Source organism: Micromonospora sp. CPCC 206060 (genome assembly GCF_036906895.1).
In the GTDB taxonomy this organism is placed as follows: Bacteria; Actinomycetota; Actinomycetes; order Mycobacteriales; family Micromonosporaceae; genus Micromonospora.
In genome coordinates this window covers 1-18,249 of the sequence record NZ_JBAKHU010000091.1, presented here as the reverse complement: position 1 = coordinate 18,249, position 18,249 = coordinate 1, and the positions used below count along the sequence as shown (strand labels likewise).

3 protein-coding genes and 1 pseudogene are annotated in these 18,249 nt (G+C 71.1%); all 4 read left to right on the top strand.

The window, feature by feature from the left end:
* Positions 1-834: beta-ketoacyl reductase (locus V6U90_RS29725; RefSeq protein ID WP_334443727.1), on the top strand; the 834-nt coding region annotated here is incomplete at its 5' end.
* Positions 831-9,599, top strand: a pseudogene (locus V6U90_RS29720) (SDR family NAD(P)-dependent oxidoreductase); the annotation flags it as partial. The gene V6U90_RS29725 and the pseudogene V6U90_RS29720, both read left to right, overlap by 4 nt.
* A gap of 237 nt (positions 9,600-9,836) precedes the next feature.
* Positions 9,837-10,289 (top strand): phosphopantetheine-binding protein, encoded by a 453-nt coding sequence (locus V6U90_RS34035; protein ID WP_442933693.1) that lies wholly within the window; start codon positions 9,837-9,839, stop codon positions 10,287-10,289.
* A gap of 31 nt (positions 10,290-10,320) precedes the next feature.
* The coding region (locus V6U90_RS29715) for an SDR family NAD(P)-dependent oxidoreductase (protein ID WP_334443720.1) at positions 10,321-18,249 on the top strand (7,929 nt) is incomplete at its 3' end.

Below are 18,249 nucleotides of genomic sequence, written 5' to 3'. Positions count from 1 at the left end.
GGGTTGGCGCGGTACCGGGTGGGTCTGGGCCTGCCGGCAGTCTCCCTCGCCTGGGGCCTCTGGCAGCAGGACACCGGCATGGGTGCCGAGCTGGCGGCCGACGACGCGCAGCGGATGTCCCGCTCCGGCGTGCAGGCGCTGACCCCCGAGACCGGACTCGCGCTACTCGACGAGGCGGTGACCCAGCCGGAGCCGGTACTGGTGCCGGTGGCCCTCGACCTGAAGACGATCGGCCAGGGCGAGGTGCCGGCGCTGCTGAGCCGCCTGGTCCGGGCCACGCCGAGGAAGGCCGCGCAGGCCGCCTCCGCAACGCCCGACCTCGGGGCCACCCTGGCCGCGCTGCCCGCAGCCGACCAGGAGCGGACCCTGCTTGACCTGGTACGCCAGCAGGTGGCGGCAGTGCTCGGCTACGCCGACGTGGCGCAGGTGGGTACGGACCGGGCCTTCAAGGAACTCGGGTTCGACTCGCTGACCGCGGTGGAGTTCCGCAACGCCGTGCAGTCGGCCACCGGGCTGCGCCTGCCGGCCACCCTGATCTTCGACTACGCGAACCCGCGGGCACTCGCCGCGTACCTGCGTACCGAACTCGTGCCGGCGGTGGCCGACGACCTTGAGTCGCGGCTGCGGGCGGCGCTCAACCTGGTTCCGCTCGCCCGGCTGCGGGACGCCGGGCTGCTCGACAGCCTGCTCGACCTGACCGGGCTCCGGGAAGAACCATCGGCTACCGCCGATGAAGGCGATGAGGGTGAGTCCATCGACGAGATGGACGCCGACGCGCTGATCCAGCTCGCCCTCGGCAGCGATTCCCCCACGGACGACAGTGTGAGGATCTGATGACGGCGGCAAACGAACGGATCGTCGAGGCGCTTCGGGTATCGCTCAAGGAACTGGAGCGGGTACGGGAGCAGAACCGTCAACTGACGGCCGCCTCGCGGGAGCCGATCGCGATCGTGGGGATGGCCTGCCGGTACCCCGGGCAGGTCACCTCGCCCGATGAACTCTGGCAGCTGCTGGTCGACGGTCGGGACGCGATCGGGGAGTTTCCCGAGGACCGGGGCTGGAACCTCGACACGATCTACAACCCGGACCCCGACCACGCCGGCACGTCGTACACCCGGCACGGTGGATTCCTCTACGGGGCGGCCGAGTTCGACCCCGGCTTCTTCGGGATCTCGCCACGCGAGGCGCTGGCCATGGACCCCCAGCACCGGCTGCTGCTCGAAGCATCCTGGGAGGCCATCGAGCGGGCCGGACTGGACCCGGCCGCCCTGCGCGGCAGCAAGACCGGGGTCTTCGCCGGCATCATGTACACCGACTACTCCACCGTCGTCGACCAGGCGGCCGAGGAGATCGAAGGTTTCCTCGGTACCGGTGGCAGCATCGCGTCGGGTCGGGTGGCGTACCACCTGGGTCTGGAGGGCCCGGCGGTCACCGTCGACACCGCCTGCTCGTCGTCGCTGGTGGCGTTGCACTGGGCGGCGCAGGCACTGCGTACCGGGGAGTGCTCCCTCGCGCTGGCCGGTGGCGTCACGGTGATGGCCAGCCCGGACACCTTCGTCGGGTTCTCCCGGCAGCGTGGTCTGTCGCCCGATGGCCGCTGCAAGGCATTCGCGGCGGGTGCGGACGGCACCGGTTGGGCCGAGGGTGTCGGCATGCTCCTGCTGGAACGGCTCTCCGACGCACAGCGCAACGGCCACCCCGTCCTCGCGGTCATCAAGGGTTCGGCGATCAACCAGGACGGTGCGTCGAATGGTCTGACCGCGCCGAACGGTCCGTCGCAGCAGCGGGTGATCCGGGCGGCTCTTGCGTCGGCCGGGATCTCGGTCACCGACGTGGACGTGGTCGAGGCGCACGGTACGGGTACCAACCTGGGTGACCCGATCGAGGCGCAGGCCCTGCTCGCCACCTACGGCCAGGACCGGGTCGATGGTGAGCCGTTGTGGCTGGGTGCGGTCAAGTCGAATCTGGGTCACACGCAGGCGGCTGCCGGTGTTGCCGGGGTGATCAAGATGGTGCAGGCCATGCGGCACGGTGTGTTGCCGAAGACGCTGCACGTGGATGCGCCCAGTTCGCACATCGACTGGGAGTCGGGTGCGGTGGAGTTGCTGACCGAGGCCCGGGAGTGGCCGGCGGTCGACCGACCGCGCCGGGCGGGTGTCTCGTCGTTCGGCATTTCGGGTACGAACGCGCACGTCATCCTTGAGCAGGCGCCGGCCGCCGTGGAGACCCCGGCAGAGGAGGTCCCGTCCGGCCGGGTGGTGCCGTGGGTGCTGTCCGCGAAGACCGCAGACGGGGTACGCGCCCAGGCGACGAAACTGCGCGAGTTCATCGTGTCCGAGTCGGGGCTGTCCGCGCGTGATGTGGCCTGGTCTCTGCTCAATACCCGGTCGACCTTCGAGTACCGGGCGGTGGTGGCCGGCCGTGAGCTGACCGAGTTGTCTGCTGGGCTGGCCGATGTCTCCCCGGTGGCCGGAACCACCGAGGCGTGCGGTGCGCTGTTCACGGGTCAGGGTTCGCAGTGGGTGGGGATGGGTCGTGGTCTGTACGACGTGTTCCCGGTGTTCGCCTCGGCGTTCGATGCGGTGTGCGTTGAGCTTGACCCGCTGTTGGGCGTGTCCCTGCGGGATGTCGTCTTCGACGGCGCGGGGGACCTGGACCAGACGGGGTTGACCCAGCCGGCCGTTTTTGCGGTCGAGGTGGCGCTGTACTGGTTGGCGGAGTCGTTCGGCGTGAAGCCGTCGGTGTTTGTGGGTCACTCGGTGGGGGAGATCGCGGCTGCCCACGTGACGGGTGTGCTGTCGCTCGCTGATGCGGCACAGCTGGTGGCGGCTCGTGGTCGGTTGATGCAGGCCCTACCCAGTGGTGGGGTGATGGTGTCGGTGCAGGCCACCGAGGCGGAGGTGTTGCCGCTGCTGGCCGGCCGGGATGACAGTGTGGGTGTCGGTGCGGTCAACGGCCCGACCTCCGTCGTCATCTCCGGCGCCGAGGCAGCGGTGGAGGAGATCGCCGCGTACTTCCGTGAGCTTGGTCGGAAAACGAAGCGGCTGAGTGTGTCGCATGCGTTCCATTCGCCGTTGATGGCCCCGATGTTGGACGAGTTCCGTCAGGTTGTCGCCGGCCTGTCCTTCACCGCTTCCGACATCCCGGTGGCGTCGACGGTGACCGGTGAGTTGACCACCGCTGCGGTGTGGGCGGATCCGGATTACTGGGTGGAGCACGTCAGGGCGGGTGTCCGGTTCGCCGACGCGGTACTGGCCAGTGGCGTCAGCATGTTCGTGGAGATCGGTCCGGACGCGATCCTGACCGCGCTGACCGGGCAGATCCTGGAAGAGGCCACCGCGATCCCGCTGGTCCGTAGGGATCGCGACGCGGCCGTCACCTTCACCACCGGCCTGGGCTCGCTCTGGGCCCGGGGCGTGAACGTCGACTTCTCCGCCCTGCTGGCCGGCGGGAAGCGGATCGACCTGCCGACGTACGCCTTCCAGCACCAGCGGTACTGGCCGACCCGGGGCTTCGACACCGTCGACGCCAACGGCCTCGGCCTCGACCAGGCACAGCATCCGCTGCTCGGTGCGGCGGTCAGCCTGCCCGACTCCGCCGGGGTGGTCTTCACCTCCCGGCTCTCCCTGGCCACCCAGCCCTGGCTGGCCGACCACGCGGTCGGCGGTACCGTCCTGGTCCCCGGAGCCGCACTGGTCGACCTGGTCCTCGGCGCAGCCGACGAGGCGCAGCGCGGACAGGTCGACGTCGAGACGTACGCCATCGAGGATTTGACCCTGGAGGCACCGTTGGTGCTCCCCGAGCGCGGCGGCGTGCAACTCCGGGTCGTGGTGGAGGGCGCCGACGAGCAGGGCCGCCGGGCCGTGTCGGTGTACTCGCGCCGGGACGACGCGGACGACCCGACGGCGGACTGGGTACGCCACGCGGACGGGGCACTGACCGCCACAACCAGCCGCCCCGACTTCGACCTCGCCGAGTGGCCGCCCGCCGGGGCGGACCGCATCGACACCGACCAGACCTACGCCGAGCTGGCCGCACTCGGGCTGGAGTACGGCCCGATCTTCCAGGGGCTGCGGGCCGCCTGGCGGCTCGACGGCGACATCTACACCGAGGTCGAACTGCCGGAGGGCACCGGCGCCGGTGACTTCGGCCTGCACCCGGCGCTGCTCGACGCCGCCCTGCACGGCATCGGCCTCGGCGGCTTCGTCGCCGACGAGGACACCGCGTACCTGCCCTTCTCGTTCGCGTCGGTGGCCCTGCACGCCACGGGCGCGACCGCTCTGCGGGTCCGGATCAGCCCGGCGGTGCCCGGTACGACCAGCGGAACCGTCGCCATCGCGATGGCCGACCCGGCCGGTGCACCGGTCGCCTCGGTCGGCACCCTCGCGCTGCGCCCACTGGAGGTGCCGTCGGCCACCGAGGCGACCACCTCGCGGGACGACCTCTTCCAGCCGTCCTGGCTGCCAGTGACCATCAGCGCCGACACCGCCGAGCCGGTGGTGGCCGTACTCGGTGACCTGGCCGACCTCGGCGGCGAACCGACCTACCCGACCACCCGGCACAACGACCTCGCCGACCTGGTCGACCCGGTACCCGCTCTGGTGCTGCTGGCCGTGCCCGCCGTGCCCGACGCCGACGCGGCGACGGTCCGGGCGGTCGTCGGCGGGGTGCTCGGCACCGTCCAGCAGTGGCTCGCCGACGACCGGTACGCCGACTCCCGGCTGGTGGTGACCACCCGGCACGCCATGCCGGTGGACGCCGGCCAGAACCCGGTCGACCTGGTGGGCGCTGCGGTGTGGGGACTGGTCCGGTCCGCCCAGTCGGAGAACCCGGACCGGCTGACCCTGGTCGACCTGGACGGTACGGCCGACTCGCTGGCCGCCCTGCCGGCCGCCGTCGCCACCGACGAACCACAGGTGGCCCTGCGCAACGGTGCCGCGTACGCCTTCCGGCTGACCCGGGCCGCCGGCGAGCTGGCGCCACCCGCCGACATCGACGCGTGGCGGCTGGACTTCCGCAGCCAGGGCGCCCTGGAGGCGCTCCACCTGCGGGAGTGGCCACAGGCGCAGGCCGCGCTGGCCCCCGGCCAGGTACGTGTCGCCATCCGGGCGGCCGGTCTGAACTTTCGCGACGTACTCAACGTGCTCGGCATGTACCCGGGCGACGCTGGCCTGCTCGGCCTGGAGGCCGCCGGTGTGGTCGTCGAGGTCGGCGAGGGCGTCACCAACATCGCCCCGGGTGACCGGGTGATGGGCATGCTCGATGGTGCCTTCGGCCCGTACGGCGTCACCGACCACCGGCTGCTCTGCCGGATGCCGCAGGGCTGGACGTTCGCCCAGGCGGCGGCGGCCCCGGTCGTCGCGCTGACCGCGTACTACGCGCTGGTCGACCTGGCCGGGCTGACGGCCGGCGAGTCGGTCCTGATCCATGCCGCTGCCGGTGGGGTCGGCTCGGTGGCCGTGCAACTGGCCCGGCACCTGGGTGCCGAGGTGTTCGGTACGGCGAGCCGGGGCAAGTGGGGTGCGCTGCGTCGGGCCGGTCTGGTGGATGAGCGGATCGGGGACTCCCGGACGACCGGGTTCGAGCAGAAGTTCGGCGATGTGACCGGTGGTCGGGGCATGGATGTGGTGCTCGACTGCCTGGCCGGTGAGTTCGTGGACGCGTCGCTGCGGCTGCTGCCGCGCGGCGGCCGGTTCGTCGAGATGGGCAAGACCGACATCCGGGATGTGGACCAGGTCGCCGCAGCCCATCCCGGTGTCCGGTACCAGGCGTTCGACGTGGTGGACGCCGGACGCGACCGGATCCAGGAGATGCTGCTCGCCCTGGTCGACCTCTTCGAGTCGGGCGCGCTGGGGCCGCTGCCGCTCAGCGCCTGGGATGTGCGGCGGGCGCCGGAGGCGTTCCGGCACCTGTCGCAGGCCAAGCAGGTCGGCAAGGTGGTACTCACCATTCCGCGTGACTTCGACGCCGACGACACGGTGCTGCTGACCGGTGCGACCGGTGCGCTGGGTCGACTGGTGGCCCGGCACCTGGTCAACGAGCACGGGGTCCGGCACCTGCTGCTGGTGTCCCGGCGGGGTGCGGACGCCCCCGGTGCGGCCGAACTGAATGCGGAACTGGCCGACCTTGGTGCCTCGGCGGCCTTCGCCGCCTGCGACGTCGCCGACCGGGCCAGCCTCGCCGCTGTCCTGGCGGCGGTACCCGCCACGCACCCGCTCACCGCCGTCATCCACACCGCCGGGATCCTCGACGACGGGGTCATCGACTCCCTCACCGCGGAGCGAATCGACCGGGTGTATGCCCCGAAGGTCGATGCCGCGCTCAACCTGCACGAGCTGACCCGCGACCTGGACCTGTCGGCGTTCATCCTGTTCTCCTCGGCGGCCGGTACCTTCGGCAACCCCGGTCAGGGCAACTACGCCTCGGCGAACGCGTTCCTCGACGCCCTCGCCCAGGCCCGCCGCGTCACCGGCCTGCCCGCCACCTCGCTCGCCTGGGGCCTCTGGGCCCAGACCGAGAACGGCGGCATGGGCGGCACCCTGGACAGCGCCGACCTGCACCGGATGGGTACCCCGGCACTCACCACCGACGAGGGCATGGCTCTGCTCGACGCCGCCTTCTCCTCGGGCAGCCCGGTGCTCGCCCCGATGAAGCTCGACCTGAAGACGATCGCCAGCGGTGACGAACCGCCCCACCTGCTCCGCGCGCTGGTGCGGGTACCCGCCCGCCGGTCGGCGGCCCGGGGCGGCACCTCCGGCAGTCCCCTCGCGGACCGGCTCGCCGGCCTGTCCCGCATCGAGCAGGACAACCTGCTGCTGGAGCTGGTCCGGACCAACGCCGCCGTGGTGCTCGGCTTCCCGGGGCCGGAGGCGATCGACCCGGACCGGGCATTCAACGAGGTCGGCTTCGACTCGCTCACCGCGGTCGAGCTGCGCAACCGGATGAACGCCGCCACCGGGGTACGCCTGCCGGCCACCCTGATCTTCGACTACCCGACCCCGAACGCGCTCACCGCGCACCTGCGCGACGAACTGGTCGGTGCCCTGCCGGCAGCCAGCGGCCCGGCGGTGCGGGTGCTCAGCGACGACGAACCGATCGCGATCGTCGGTATGGCCTGCCGGTTCCCCGGTGGCGTCTCCTCACCGGAGGAACTGTGGCGGATGCTGGTCGACGGTCGGGACGGCATGTCGACGTTCCCGACCGACCGGGGTTGGGACGTCGAGTCGCTGTACGACCCGGAACTGTCCCGCCCCGGCACCACGTACACGGTCGACGGGGCGTTCCTGCACGACGCGGGACAGTTCGACGCCCAGTTCTTCGGCATCTCGCCGCGTGAGGCGCTCGCCATGGACCCGCAGCAGCGGCTGCTGCTGGAGTCGTCATGGGAGGCGTTCGAGTCGGCCGGTATCGACCCGGTTGCCCTGCGGGGCAGCGACACCGGCGTCTACGCCGGGGTGATCTACCACGACTACGGCACCCGGCTCACCCAGATCCCGGACGGCGTGGAGGGCTTCCTCGGCACCGGTACCTCGGCCGGTGTGCTCTCCGGCCGGGTGTCGTACGCAATGGGGCTGGAGGGCCCGGCGGTCACCGTGGACACCGCCTGCTCGTCGTCGCTGGTGGCGCTGCACCTGGCGGTGCAGGCGCTGCGTACCGGGGAGTGCTCGCTGGCGCTCGCTGGAGGCGTCACCGTGATGTCCAGCCCGAACACGTTCATCGACTTCTCCCGCCAGCGCGGGCTCGCCCTGGACGGTCGCTGTAAGGCGTTCGCCGCCGGAGCGGACGGGACCGGCTGGGGTGAGGGTGTCGGCGTACTCCTCGTCGAGCGGCTCTCCGACGCACGGGCCAAGGGGCACCCGGTCCTCGCGGTGATCCGGGGTTCCGCCATCAACCAGGACGGCGCGTCCAACGGTCTGACCGCCCCGAACGGTCCGTCGCAGCAGCGGGTCATCCGCGCCGCGCTGAGCAGCGCCGGCCTGTCGGCCACCGAGGTCGACGCGGTCGAGGCGCACGGCACGGGTACCAGGCTCGGTGACCCGATCGAGGCGCAGGCACTCATCGCCACCTACGGGCAGGACCGGCCGGCCGACAGCCCGCTCTGGCTCGGCTCGGTGAAGTCCAACCTCGGGCACACACAGGCCGCCGCCGGTGTGGCCGGTGTGATCAAGATGGTGCAGGCCATGCGGTACGGCGTACTGCCGAGGACGCTGCACGTGGACGCGCCGTCCCCGCACATCGACTGGACCGCAGGTGCGGTCGAGCTACTGACCGAGAACCGGGAGTGGCCGCAGGCCAACCGGCCGCGTCGGGCGGCGGTGTCGTCGTTCGGCTTCTCCGGCACCAACGCGCACGTGGTGCTGGAACAGGCGCCGGTCATCGAGGCGCCGGTCGTCGACGCGGTTCCGGACGCTCCGGTCGTCCCCTGGCAGCTCTCGGCCAGGTCCCCTGCCGGGGTACGCGCCCAGGCCGCCCGGCTGCGCGACCACCTGACGGCGAACCCGGAACTCCCGGTCCGGGACGTTGCCTGGTCCCTCGCCAACACCCGGTCCGTCTTCGAACACCGGGCGCTCGCCGCCGGAACCGACCGTGACCAGTTGCTCTCCGCCCTGGCGGTGCTCGCCGGTGGCGACGAGGGTGCCGGCGCGGTCACCGGCTCGGTGACGCCGGGTGCGCTGGGTGCGTTGTTCACGGGTCAGGGTTCGCAGTGGGTGGGGATGGGTCGTGGTCTGTTCGACGCGTTCCCGGTGTTCGCTTCCGTGTTCGATGCGGTGTGCGTTGAGCTTGACCCGTTGTTGGGCGTGTCCCTGCGTGATGTTGTCTTCGACGGCAGTGGGGATCTGGACCAGACGGGGTTGACCCAGCCGGCGGTTTTCGCGGTTGAGGTGGCGCTGTTCCGGTTGGCGGAGTCGTTCGGTGTGAAGCCCACGGTGATTGTGGGTCACTCGGTGGGTGAGATCGCGGCTGCGCACGTGACGGGTGTGCTCTCGCTCAACGATGCGGCGAAGCTGGTGGCGGCTCGTGGTCGGTTGATGCAGGCTCTACCGGCTGGTGGGGTGATGGTGTCGGTGCAGGCCACCGAGGCGGAGGTGTTGCCGCTGCTGGCCGGCCGGGATGACAGTGTGGGGATCGGTGCGGTCAACGGCCCGACCTCCGTGGTTATCTCCGGCGCCGAGGCGGCAGTGGAGGAGGTCGCGGAGCATTTCCGGTCCCAGGGTCGGAAGACGAAGCGGCTGAGTGTGTCGCATGCGTTCCATTCGCCGTTGATGGCGCCGATGTTGGACGAGTTCCGTGCCGTGGTTGCTGGCCTGTCGTTCACCGCTTCCGACATCCCGGTGGCGTCGACGGTGACCGGTGAGCTGGCCACCGCCAGTGTGTGGGCGGATCCGGATTACTGGGTGGAGCACGTCAAGGCGGGTGTCCGGTTCGCCGACGCGGTGACCGCTGCCCAGGCTTCCGGTGTGGTCACGTTCGTGGAGATCGGTCCGGACGCGATCCTGACCGCCCTGACCGGGCAGATCCTGGAAGAGGCCACCGCAATCCCGCTGGTCCGTAGGGACCGGGACGCCGCGCTGACCTTCACCACCGGACTCGGTGCCCTCTGGGCCCGGGGCATCAGCATCGACTACACCGCACTGCTGTCCGGCGGGAAGCGGGTCGAACTGCCGACGTACGCCTTCCAGCACCAGCACTACTGGCTCCGACCCGACCTGGAACTGACCTACGTCAGCGGTACCCCGGCCGACCAGCAGGACAGCGGCGCCGAAGCTGCCAACGAGCTGGCGCTGCGGCTGGGTGGCGCAAGCGCCGAGGAGCAGCAGACGATCCTGCTGGACCTGGTGCGTACGCAGGTGGCGCTGACCCTGGCCCTCTCCGGACCGGAGGACGTCACGGTCGGGCAGGCGTTCAAGGATCTGGGCTTCACGTCGCTCACCGCCGTCGAGTTGCGCAACAAGCTGCAACGGGCCACCGGTGTCGAACTGCCCGCCACTCTCGTCTTCGACTACCCGACCCCGATGGACGTGGTCGAGTTGCTCCGGGTGCACCTGGACCCGGCGTCCGCCGCCGAGGCCAGTCTCCTGGCCGGCCTGGACCGGATGGAGGCGGCGGTGTCCGCCCTGAAGGCCGACACCCTCGCCGACTTCCGGGTCGCCGACCGGCTGCGCAACCTGCTCACCCGGTTGACCGCCACGGACGCCGGCAACGACGGACCGCAGGTCTCCGAACAACTCGAATCCGCCTCGGCCGATGAGGTCTTCGCCTTCATCGACGCCGAACTCGGGATCGCCTGAACTCTGTCTCCCTCGACGCGAAAGCTGCCTCATGTCTGACCAAGAGAAGCTCCTCGAGTACCTCAAGCGAGTCACCGCCGATCTTCACCAGACCCGGCGGCGGTTGCGGGAAGTCGAGACGGCCAACAGCGAACCGATCGCCATCGTCGCGATGAGCTGCCGCTACCCGGGTGGGGTCACCTCCCCCCGGGAGCTGTGGAAGCTCGTGGCGGAGGGGCGGGACGGGATCAGCACCTTCCCGGAGAACCGTGGCTGGGACCTGGAGGCGCTGTACCACCCGGACCCGGAGAACCCCGGAACGTCGTACTCGCGGGAGGGTGGCTTCCTGCATGACGCCGACCTCTTCGACGCGGAGTTCTTCGGCATCTCGCCCCGTGAGGCAGTCGCCACTGATCCGCAGCAGCGGCTGCTGCTGGAGGCGGCCTGGGAGGCCATCGAGTCGGCGGGTATCGACCCGAAGTCACTGAAGGGCAGCCGCACCGGGGTGTTCGCCGGTCAGGCGTACCACGACTACACCAGCCAGCAGCAGGCCAGCACGGCCAGCGAGGTGCAGGGCTTCCTCGGTACCGGCGGCTCCGGCAGCGTCACCTCCGGGCGGATCTCGTACACGCTGGGCCTGGAGGGCCCAGCGGTGACCGTGGACACCGCCTGCTCGTCGTCGCTGGTGGCACTGCACCTGGCGGTGCAGGCGCTGCGCGGCGGCGAGATCACCATGGCGCTCGCCGGTGGTGTGACCGTGATGGCCACCCCGGGGTCGTTCATCGACTTCTCGGCGCAGCGCGGGCTCTCCCCGGACGGACGGTGCAAGGCGTTCGCCGCCGGAGCGGACGGTACCGGCTGGGGTGAGGGTGTCGGCATGCTGCTGCTGGAGCGGCTCTCCGACGCCCAGCGCAACGGCCACCCGGTCCTCGCGGTGATCCGGGGCTCGGCGATCAACCAGGACGGTGCGTCGAACGGTCTGACCGCCCCGAACGGTCCGTCGCAGCAGCGGGTGATCCGGGACGCGCTGGCCAACGCCGAGCTGACGGCCGCCGACGTGGACGCGGTCGAGGCGCACGGCACGGGGACGACCCTGGGTGACCCGATCGAGGCGCAGGCACTGCTCGCCACCTATGGGCAGGGCCGGGTGGGTGCACCCCTCTGGCTCGGTTCGTTGAAGTCGAACATCGGTCACACCCAGGCTGCCGCCGGTGTGGGCGGCATCATCAAGATGGTGCAGGCCATGCGGCACGGCGTACTGCCGAAGACCCTGCACGTGGACGCGCCGTCGCCGCATATCGACTGGTCGGCCGGCGCGGTGGAGTTGCTGACCGAGGCCCGGGAGTGGCCGGCGTCCGACCGGCCGCGCCGCGCTGCGGTCTCGTCGTTCGGGTTTTCCGGTACGAACGCGCACATCATCATCGAGCAGGCTCCGGTGGCGGAGGAGCCGGAGAATGCCGAGGCGCAGCCGGAGCCGGTCGGCGACGGTGTACTGCCGTGGGTGCTGTCGGGCAAGTCGCCGGAGGCGGTACGCGCCCAGGCAGCACGGTTGGTCTCCTTTGTGGAGTCCGGGTCGGGGCTGTCCGCGCGTGATGTGGCCTGGTCTCTGCTCAACACCCGGTCGACCTTCGAGTACCGGTCGGTGGTGACCGGTCGTGACTTGACCGAGCTGGCTGCCGGTCTGGGGGATGTGTCGCCGGTTGCCGCTGTTTCGGGCTCTGTTGGTGCGTTGTTCACGGGTCAGGGTTCGCAGTGGGTGGGGATGGGTCGTGGTCTGTACGACGTGTTCCCGGTGTTCGCCTCGGCGTTCGATGCGGTGTGCGTTGAGCTTGACCCGCTGTTGGGCGTGTCCCTGCGGGATGTCGTCTTCGACGGTGCGGGGGATCTGGATCAGACGGGGTTGACCCAGCCGGCGGTTTTCGCGGTCGAGGTGGCGTTGTTCCGGTTGGCGGAGTCGTTTGGCGTGAAGCCGTCGGTGTTTGTGGGTCATTCGGTGGGTGAGATTGCCGCCGCCCACGTCACGGGTGTGCTCTCGCTCAACGATGCGGCGAAGCTGGTGGCGGCTCGTGGCCGGTTGATGCAGGCTTTACCGGCTGGTGGGGTGATGGTGTCGGTGCAGGCCACCGAGGCGGAGGTGTTGCCGCTGCTGGCCGGCCGGGATGACAGTGTGGGTGTCGGTGCGGTCAACGGCCCGACCTCCGTGGTCCTCTCGGGTGCCGAGGCGGCCGTGGAGGAGATCGCCGAACACTTCCGCGCCCTTGGTCGGAAGACCAAGCGGCTGAGTGTGTCGCATGCGTTCCATTCGCCGTTGATGGCGCCGATGCTGGACGAGTTCCGTCAGGTTGTCGCCGGCCTGTCCTTCACCGCTTCCGACATTCCGGTGGCGTCGACGGTGACGGGCGAGTTGACCACCGCTGCGGTCTGGGCTGACGCGGACTACTGGGTGGAGCACGTCAGGGCGGGTGTCCGGTTCGCCGACGCGGTGACCGCCGCGCACACCGGTGGTGTGGTCACGTTCGTGGAGATCGGTCCGGACGCGATCCTGGCCGCGCTGACCGGGCAGATCCTGGAGGAGGCCACCGCAATCCCGCTGGTCCGTAGGGATCGGGACGCCGCGCTGACCTTCACCACCGGACTCGGTGCCCTCTGGGCCCGGGGCATCAGCATCGACTTCTCCGCCCTGCTGGCTGGTGGGAAGCGGGTCGAGCTGCCGACGTACGCCTTCCAGCACCAGCGGTACTGGCTGGAGGCCACCGCGAGCGTGCCGGCCGATCCGACCGGGCTGGGCATGACCGCTGCCGAGCATCCGTTGCTGGCGGCGGCGATGACCCTGGCCGGGGCGGACGAGCATGTGCTGACCGGTCGGCTGAGTGTGGCGACGCATCCGTGGTTGGCCGATCACCAGGTGATGGACACCATCGTCCTGCCCGGTACCGCGCACGTGGAACTCGCCCTGCACGCCGGTCACCGGGTGGGTTGCGACACCCTGGACGAGCTGACCCTCCAAGCGCCACTGGTGCTCCCCGCCTCGGGCGCGGTACACGTCCAGATCACCGTCGGCGAAGCCGACGAGGACGGCCGCCGTAACGTGGCGGTCTACTCCACCCTGGAGAGCGCCAACACCGCCGGTCAGTACACGGAGTGGACCACCCACGCCATCGGTGTGCTGACGCCGAGCACCGTTCCCGCCGTACCGCTGACGGAGTGGCCGCCCACGGACGCCGAGCCGATCCCGGTCGACGGTCACTACCCCCAGCTTGCCGAGGTGGGCCTCCAGTACGGCCCGGTGTTCCGGGGCCTGCGCGCCGCCTGGCGGCAGGGTGACGACATCTACGCCGAGGTACAGCTCCCCGAGGCGGCCGGCGAGGAGGCACAGGCGTTCGGCCTGCACCCGGCGCTGCTCGACGCCGCCCAGCACGCCATCGGCCTCAACGGCTCCGGCGAGGGCGGCGCACTGCTGCCGTTCACCTTCGCCGGGGTCAGCCTGCACGCCACCGGCGCCAGCGCCCTGCGGGTGCGGATCAGCCCCAGCGGGTCGGACGGGGTGACCCTGGTCGCGGCCGACGCGGCCGGGGCCCCGGTGGTCACCGTGTCGACGCTGACCCTGCGGGCGGTCACCGCCGACGCGTTCAAGGCCGCCCAGCCGAGCTTCCACGAGTCGCTCTTCCAGGTCGACTGGTCCCCGCTGCCGGTCGCCGCCGCCGCTACGGGCGAGGCCAACTGGGCCGGTCTCGGTGATCTCGACCTGCCGGGGGTGCCGCTGCGGAGCTGCGCCGACCTGGCGGCCGCTACCGCCCTCGACCCCGCCCCTGAGCTGATCTTCGTCGACGCCCGTACGGAAAGCGTCGAGCTGGACGCCACCACCGTCCGCGCGGCGACGAACCGGGTACTCGCCCTGGTCCAGGAGTTCCTGTCCGACCCCGAACTGGCCCAGTTCCGGCTGGTGCTGCTCACCCGGGGCGCGGTCGCCCCGCTGGCCGGTACCGCACCGGAGGACCTGGCGGCTGCGGCGGTCTGGGGACTGGTCCGCTCGGCGAAGTCCGAGAACCCCGACCGGCTGATCCTGATCGACCTCGACGGGAGCGAGGACTCTGTCCGTACCCTGCCGGCGGCCCTCGCCACCGGCGAACCGGAACTGGCCCTGCGGGCCGGCAAGGTGTTCGTGCCCCGCCTCGGCCGGGTCGGTGCGCAGGCCGCGCTGAACCCGCCGGCCGGGGTGACGGAGTGGCGGCTGGACACCACCGCCAAGGGCAGTCTGGACGGGCTGGCCTTCATCCCGTGGCCGGCCGCCGGGGAGCCACTCGTCCCCGGTCAGGTACGCGTCGCGATGCGCGCCGCCGGTCTGAACTTCCGGGACGTGCTCGACGCGCTCGGCATGTACCCCGGTGACGCCGGCCTGATGGGCTTCGAAGGCGCCGGCGTGGTGGTCGAGGTCGGTGCGGGCGTCACCGACCTGGCCCCCGGCGACCGGGTGATGGGCATGCTCGACGGCGCCTTCGGCCCCTACGCCACCGCTGACCGGCGGATGCTCAGCCGGATCCCGGACCACTGGAGCTTCGCCGAGGCCGCTGCCGCACCGGTGGTCTTCACCACCGCGTACTACGCGCTGGTCGACCTGGCCGGGCTGAAGTCCGGCGAGTCGGTGCTGGTGCACGCGGCGGCCGGCGGTGTCGGCTCCGCAGCCGTGCAGATCGCCCGGCATCTGGGTGCCGAAGTGTTCGGTACGGCCAGTCGGGGCAAGTGGGCCGCGCTGCGTCGGGCCGGTCTGGTCGACGACCGGATCGGGGACTCCCGGACGGTCGAGTTCGAGCAGAAGTTCGGTGCCGTGACCGGTGGTCGGGGCATGGACGTGGTGCTGGACTGCCTGGCCGGTGAGTTCGTGGACGCCTCGCTGCGGTTGCTGCCGCGTGGTGGCCGGTTCGTCGAGATGGGCAAGCTCGACATCCGCGACCCGGAGACCGTCGCCGCCGACCACCCGGGCGTGCACTACCAGGCGTTCGACGTGGCCGACGCCGGCCCGGACCGGCTTCGTCAGATCCTCGCCGAACTGCTGGCCCTCTTCGAGGCCGGTGCGCTGCGGCCCCTGCCGATCACCACCTGGGACGTGCGGCGGGCTCCGGAGGCGTTCCGTCACCTGTCGCAGGCCAAGCAGGTCGGCAAGGTGGTACTCACCATTCCGCGCGGCTACGACACCGACGGCACGGTGCTGCTGACCGGTGCGACCGGTGCGCTGGGTCGACTGGTGGCCCGGCACTTGGTGACCGCGCACGGGGTCCGGCACCTGCTGCTGGTCTCCCGGCGGGGTGCGGACGCCCCGGGCGCCGCCGAACTGGGTGCGGAACTGGCGGATCTGGGGGCCTCGGTGACGTTCGCCGCGTGTGACGTGGCGGACCGGGCCAGCCTCGCCGACGTTCTCGCCGCGATTCCGGTGCAGCACCCGCTCACCGCAGTCATCCACACCGCTGGTGTGGTCGACGACGGGGTGATCAGCGCGCTGAACGAGGAGCGGATCGACCGGGTGTTCGCGCCCAAGGTCGACGCCGCCATCAACCTGCACGAACTGACCCGGCACCTCGACCTCTCCGCGTTCATCCTGTTCTCCTCGGCGGCCGGCACGTTCGGCAACCCGGGACAGGGCAACTACTCGGCCGCGAACGCGTTCCTCGACGCACTCGCCCAGGTCCGCCGGATCGCCGGCCTGCCCGCCACCACCCTGGCCTGGGGACCGTGGGCGGAGGCCGGCGGCATGACCGGTGGACTCAGCGACGCCGACCGGGGCCGGATGGAGCGCGAGGGCTTCCGCCTGCTCGCCGGCCACGAGGGCATGGCCCTCATCGACACCGCGCAGACCACCGGGCAGGCGCTGCTGCTGCCGATGCACCTCGACACCGCCGTACTCGCGCCGCACGCCAACGAGCTGCCAGCGATGTTCCGGGGCCTGGTCCGGGCTCCCGCACGCCGCGCGGCCTCCGCAGCCCGGGGCGGCGCCGACTCGTTGACCCGCAAGCTCGCCGGGCTGAGCGAGGCCGACCGCGAGCAGCTTTTGCTCGACCTGGTACGCACCAGCGTGGCCGGGGTGCTCGGCTTCGCCGGCCCGGAGATGATCGACCAGAACCGCAGCTTCAACGAGATCGGCTTCGACTCGCTGACCGCCGTGGAACTGCGTAACCGGCTCAACTCGGCGACCGGGCTGCGGCTGCCCGCCACCCTGGTCTTCGACTACCCGACCCCGGTGACCCTGGTTTCCTACCTGCGTGACGAACTGGTCGGCTCACTGCCGGCGGCCAGCGGCCCGGCGGTGCGGGTGCTCAGCGACGACGAGCCGATCGCGATCGTCGGCATGGCCTGCCGGTTCCCCGGTGGCATCTCCTCACCGGAGGAACTGTGGCGGATGCTGGTCGACGGTCGGGACGGCATGTCGACGTTCCCGACCGACCGGGGTTGGGACGTCGAGTCGCTGTACGACCCGGAGCTGTCCCGCCCCGGCACCACGTACACCATCGACGGTGGGTTCCTGCACGAAGCCGGTGACTTCGACGCCGAGTTCTTCGGCATCTCGCCCCGCGAGGCAATGGCGATGGACCCGCAGCAGCGGCTGCTGCTGGAGTCCGCGTGGGAGGCGTTCGAGTCGGCCGGCATCGACCCGGCCGCAATGCGCGGCAGCGACACCGGCGTCTACGCCGGCATGATCTACCACGACTACGGCACCCGGCTCGCCGCCGTACCGGACGGGGTGGAGGGCTTCCTCGGCACCGGTACGTCGGCCGGTGTGTTCACCGGTCGGGTGTCGTACGCGCTCGGGCTGGAGGGCCCCGCGGTCACCGTCGACACCGCCTGCTCGTCGTCGCTGGTGGCGCTGCACATGGCCGTCCAGTCACTGCGTTCGGGCGAGTGCTCGCTCGCGCTCGCCGGTGGCGTGACCGTCATGTCCACGCCGAACGCGTTCATCGACTTCAGTAAGCAGAACGGGCTGGCCCGCAACGGCCGCTGCAAGGCGTTCGCGGCTGCCGCGGACGGCACCGGCTGGGGTGAGGGTGTCGGCGTACTCCTCGTCGAGCGGCTCGCCGACGCCCGACGCAACGGTCACCAGGTGCTCGCCATCGTCAAGGGCTCCGCGCTCAACCAGGACGGCGCGTCGAACGGGCTGACCGCCCCGAATGGCCCGTCGCAGCAGCGGGTCATCCGCGCCGCGCTCGCCGACGCCGGCATCACCGCCGCCGACGTGGACGTGGTGGAGGCGCACGGTACGGGCACCACCCTCGGTGACCCGATCGAGGCGCAGGCCCTGCTCGCCACGTACGGGCAGGCGCACTCCGGGGACGCCCCGCTCTGGTTGGGCTCGCTGAAGTCGAACATCGGGCACACCCAGGCTGCCGCCGGTGTCGCCGGCATCATCAAGATGGTCCAGGCGATGCGGAACGGCGTACTGCCGAAGACGCTGCACGTCGACGCGCCGAGCCCGCACATCGACTGGTCGGCCGGTGCGGTCGAACTGCTCACCGAGCCGCGTGAATGGCCGGACGCCGACCGCCCGCGCCGCGCCGGTGTCTCGTCGTTCGGCTTCTCCGGTACCAACGCCCACGTGATCCTGGAGCAGGCTCCGGTCGAGGCGGATCAGGTGCCGGTGACCGACGAGCAGCCCCCGGCCGACGGGGTGCTGCCGTGGCTGCTGTCCGCGAAGACCCCGGACGGGGTACGCGCCCAGGCAGCGAAGCTGCGCGCGTTCCTCGATGCTCGGGACGACCTCACCCCACGGGATGTCGCCCGGTCGCTGGTGGTGACCCGCTCGCAGTTCGAGTACCGGTCGGTGGTGGCTGGTCGGGACGTTGCTGACCTGGTGGACGGTCTGGCGGTGTTGGCGTCCGGTGGTGGGGTGACTCATCGGGCGGTGCCGGGTCGGTTGGGTGCGTTGTTCACGGGTCAGGGTTCGCAGTGGGTGGGGATGGGTCGTGGTCTGTACGACGTGTTCCCGGTGTTCGCC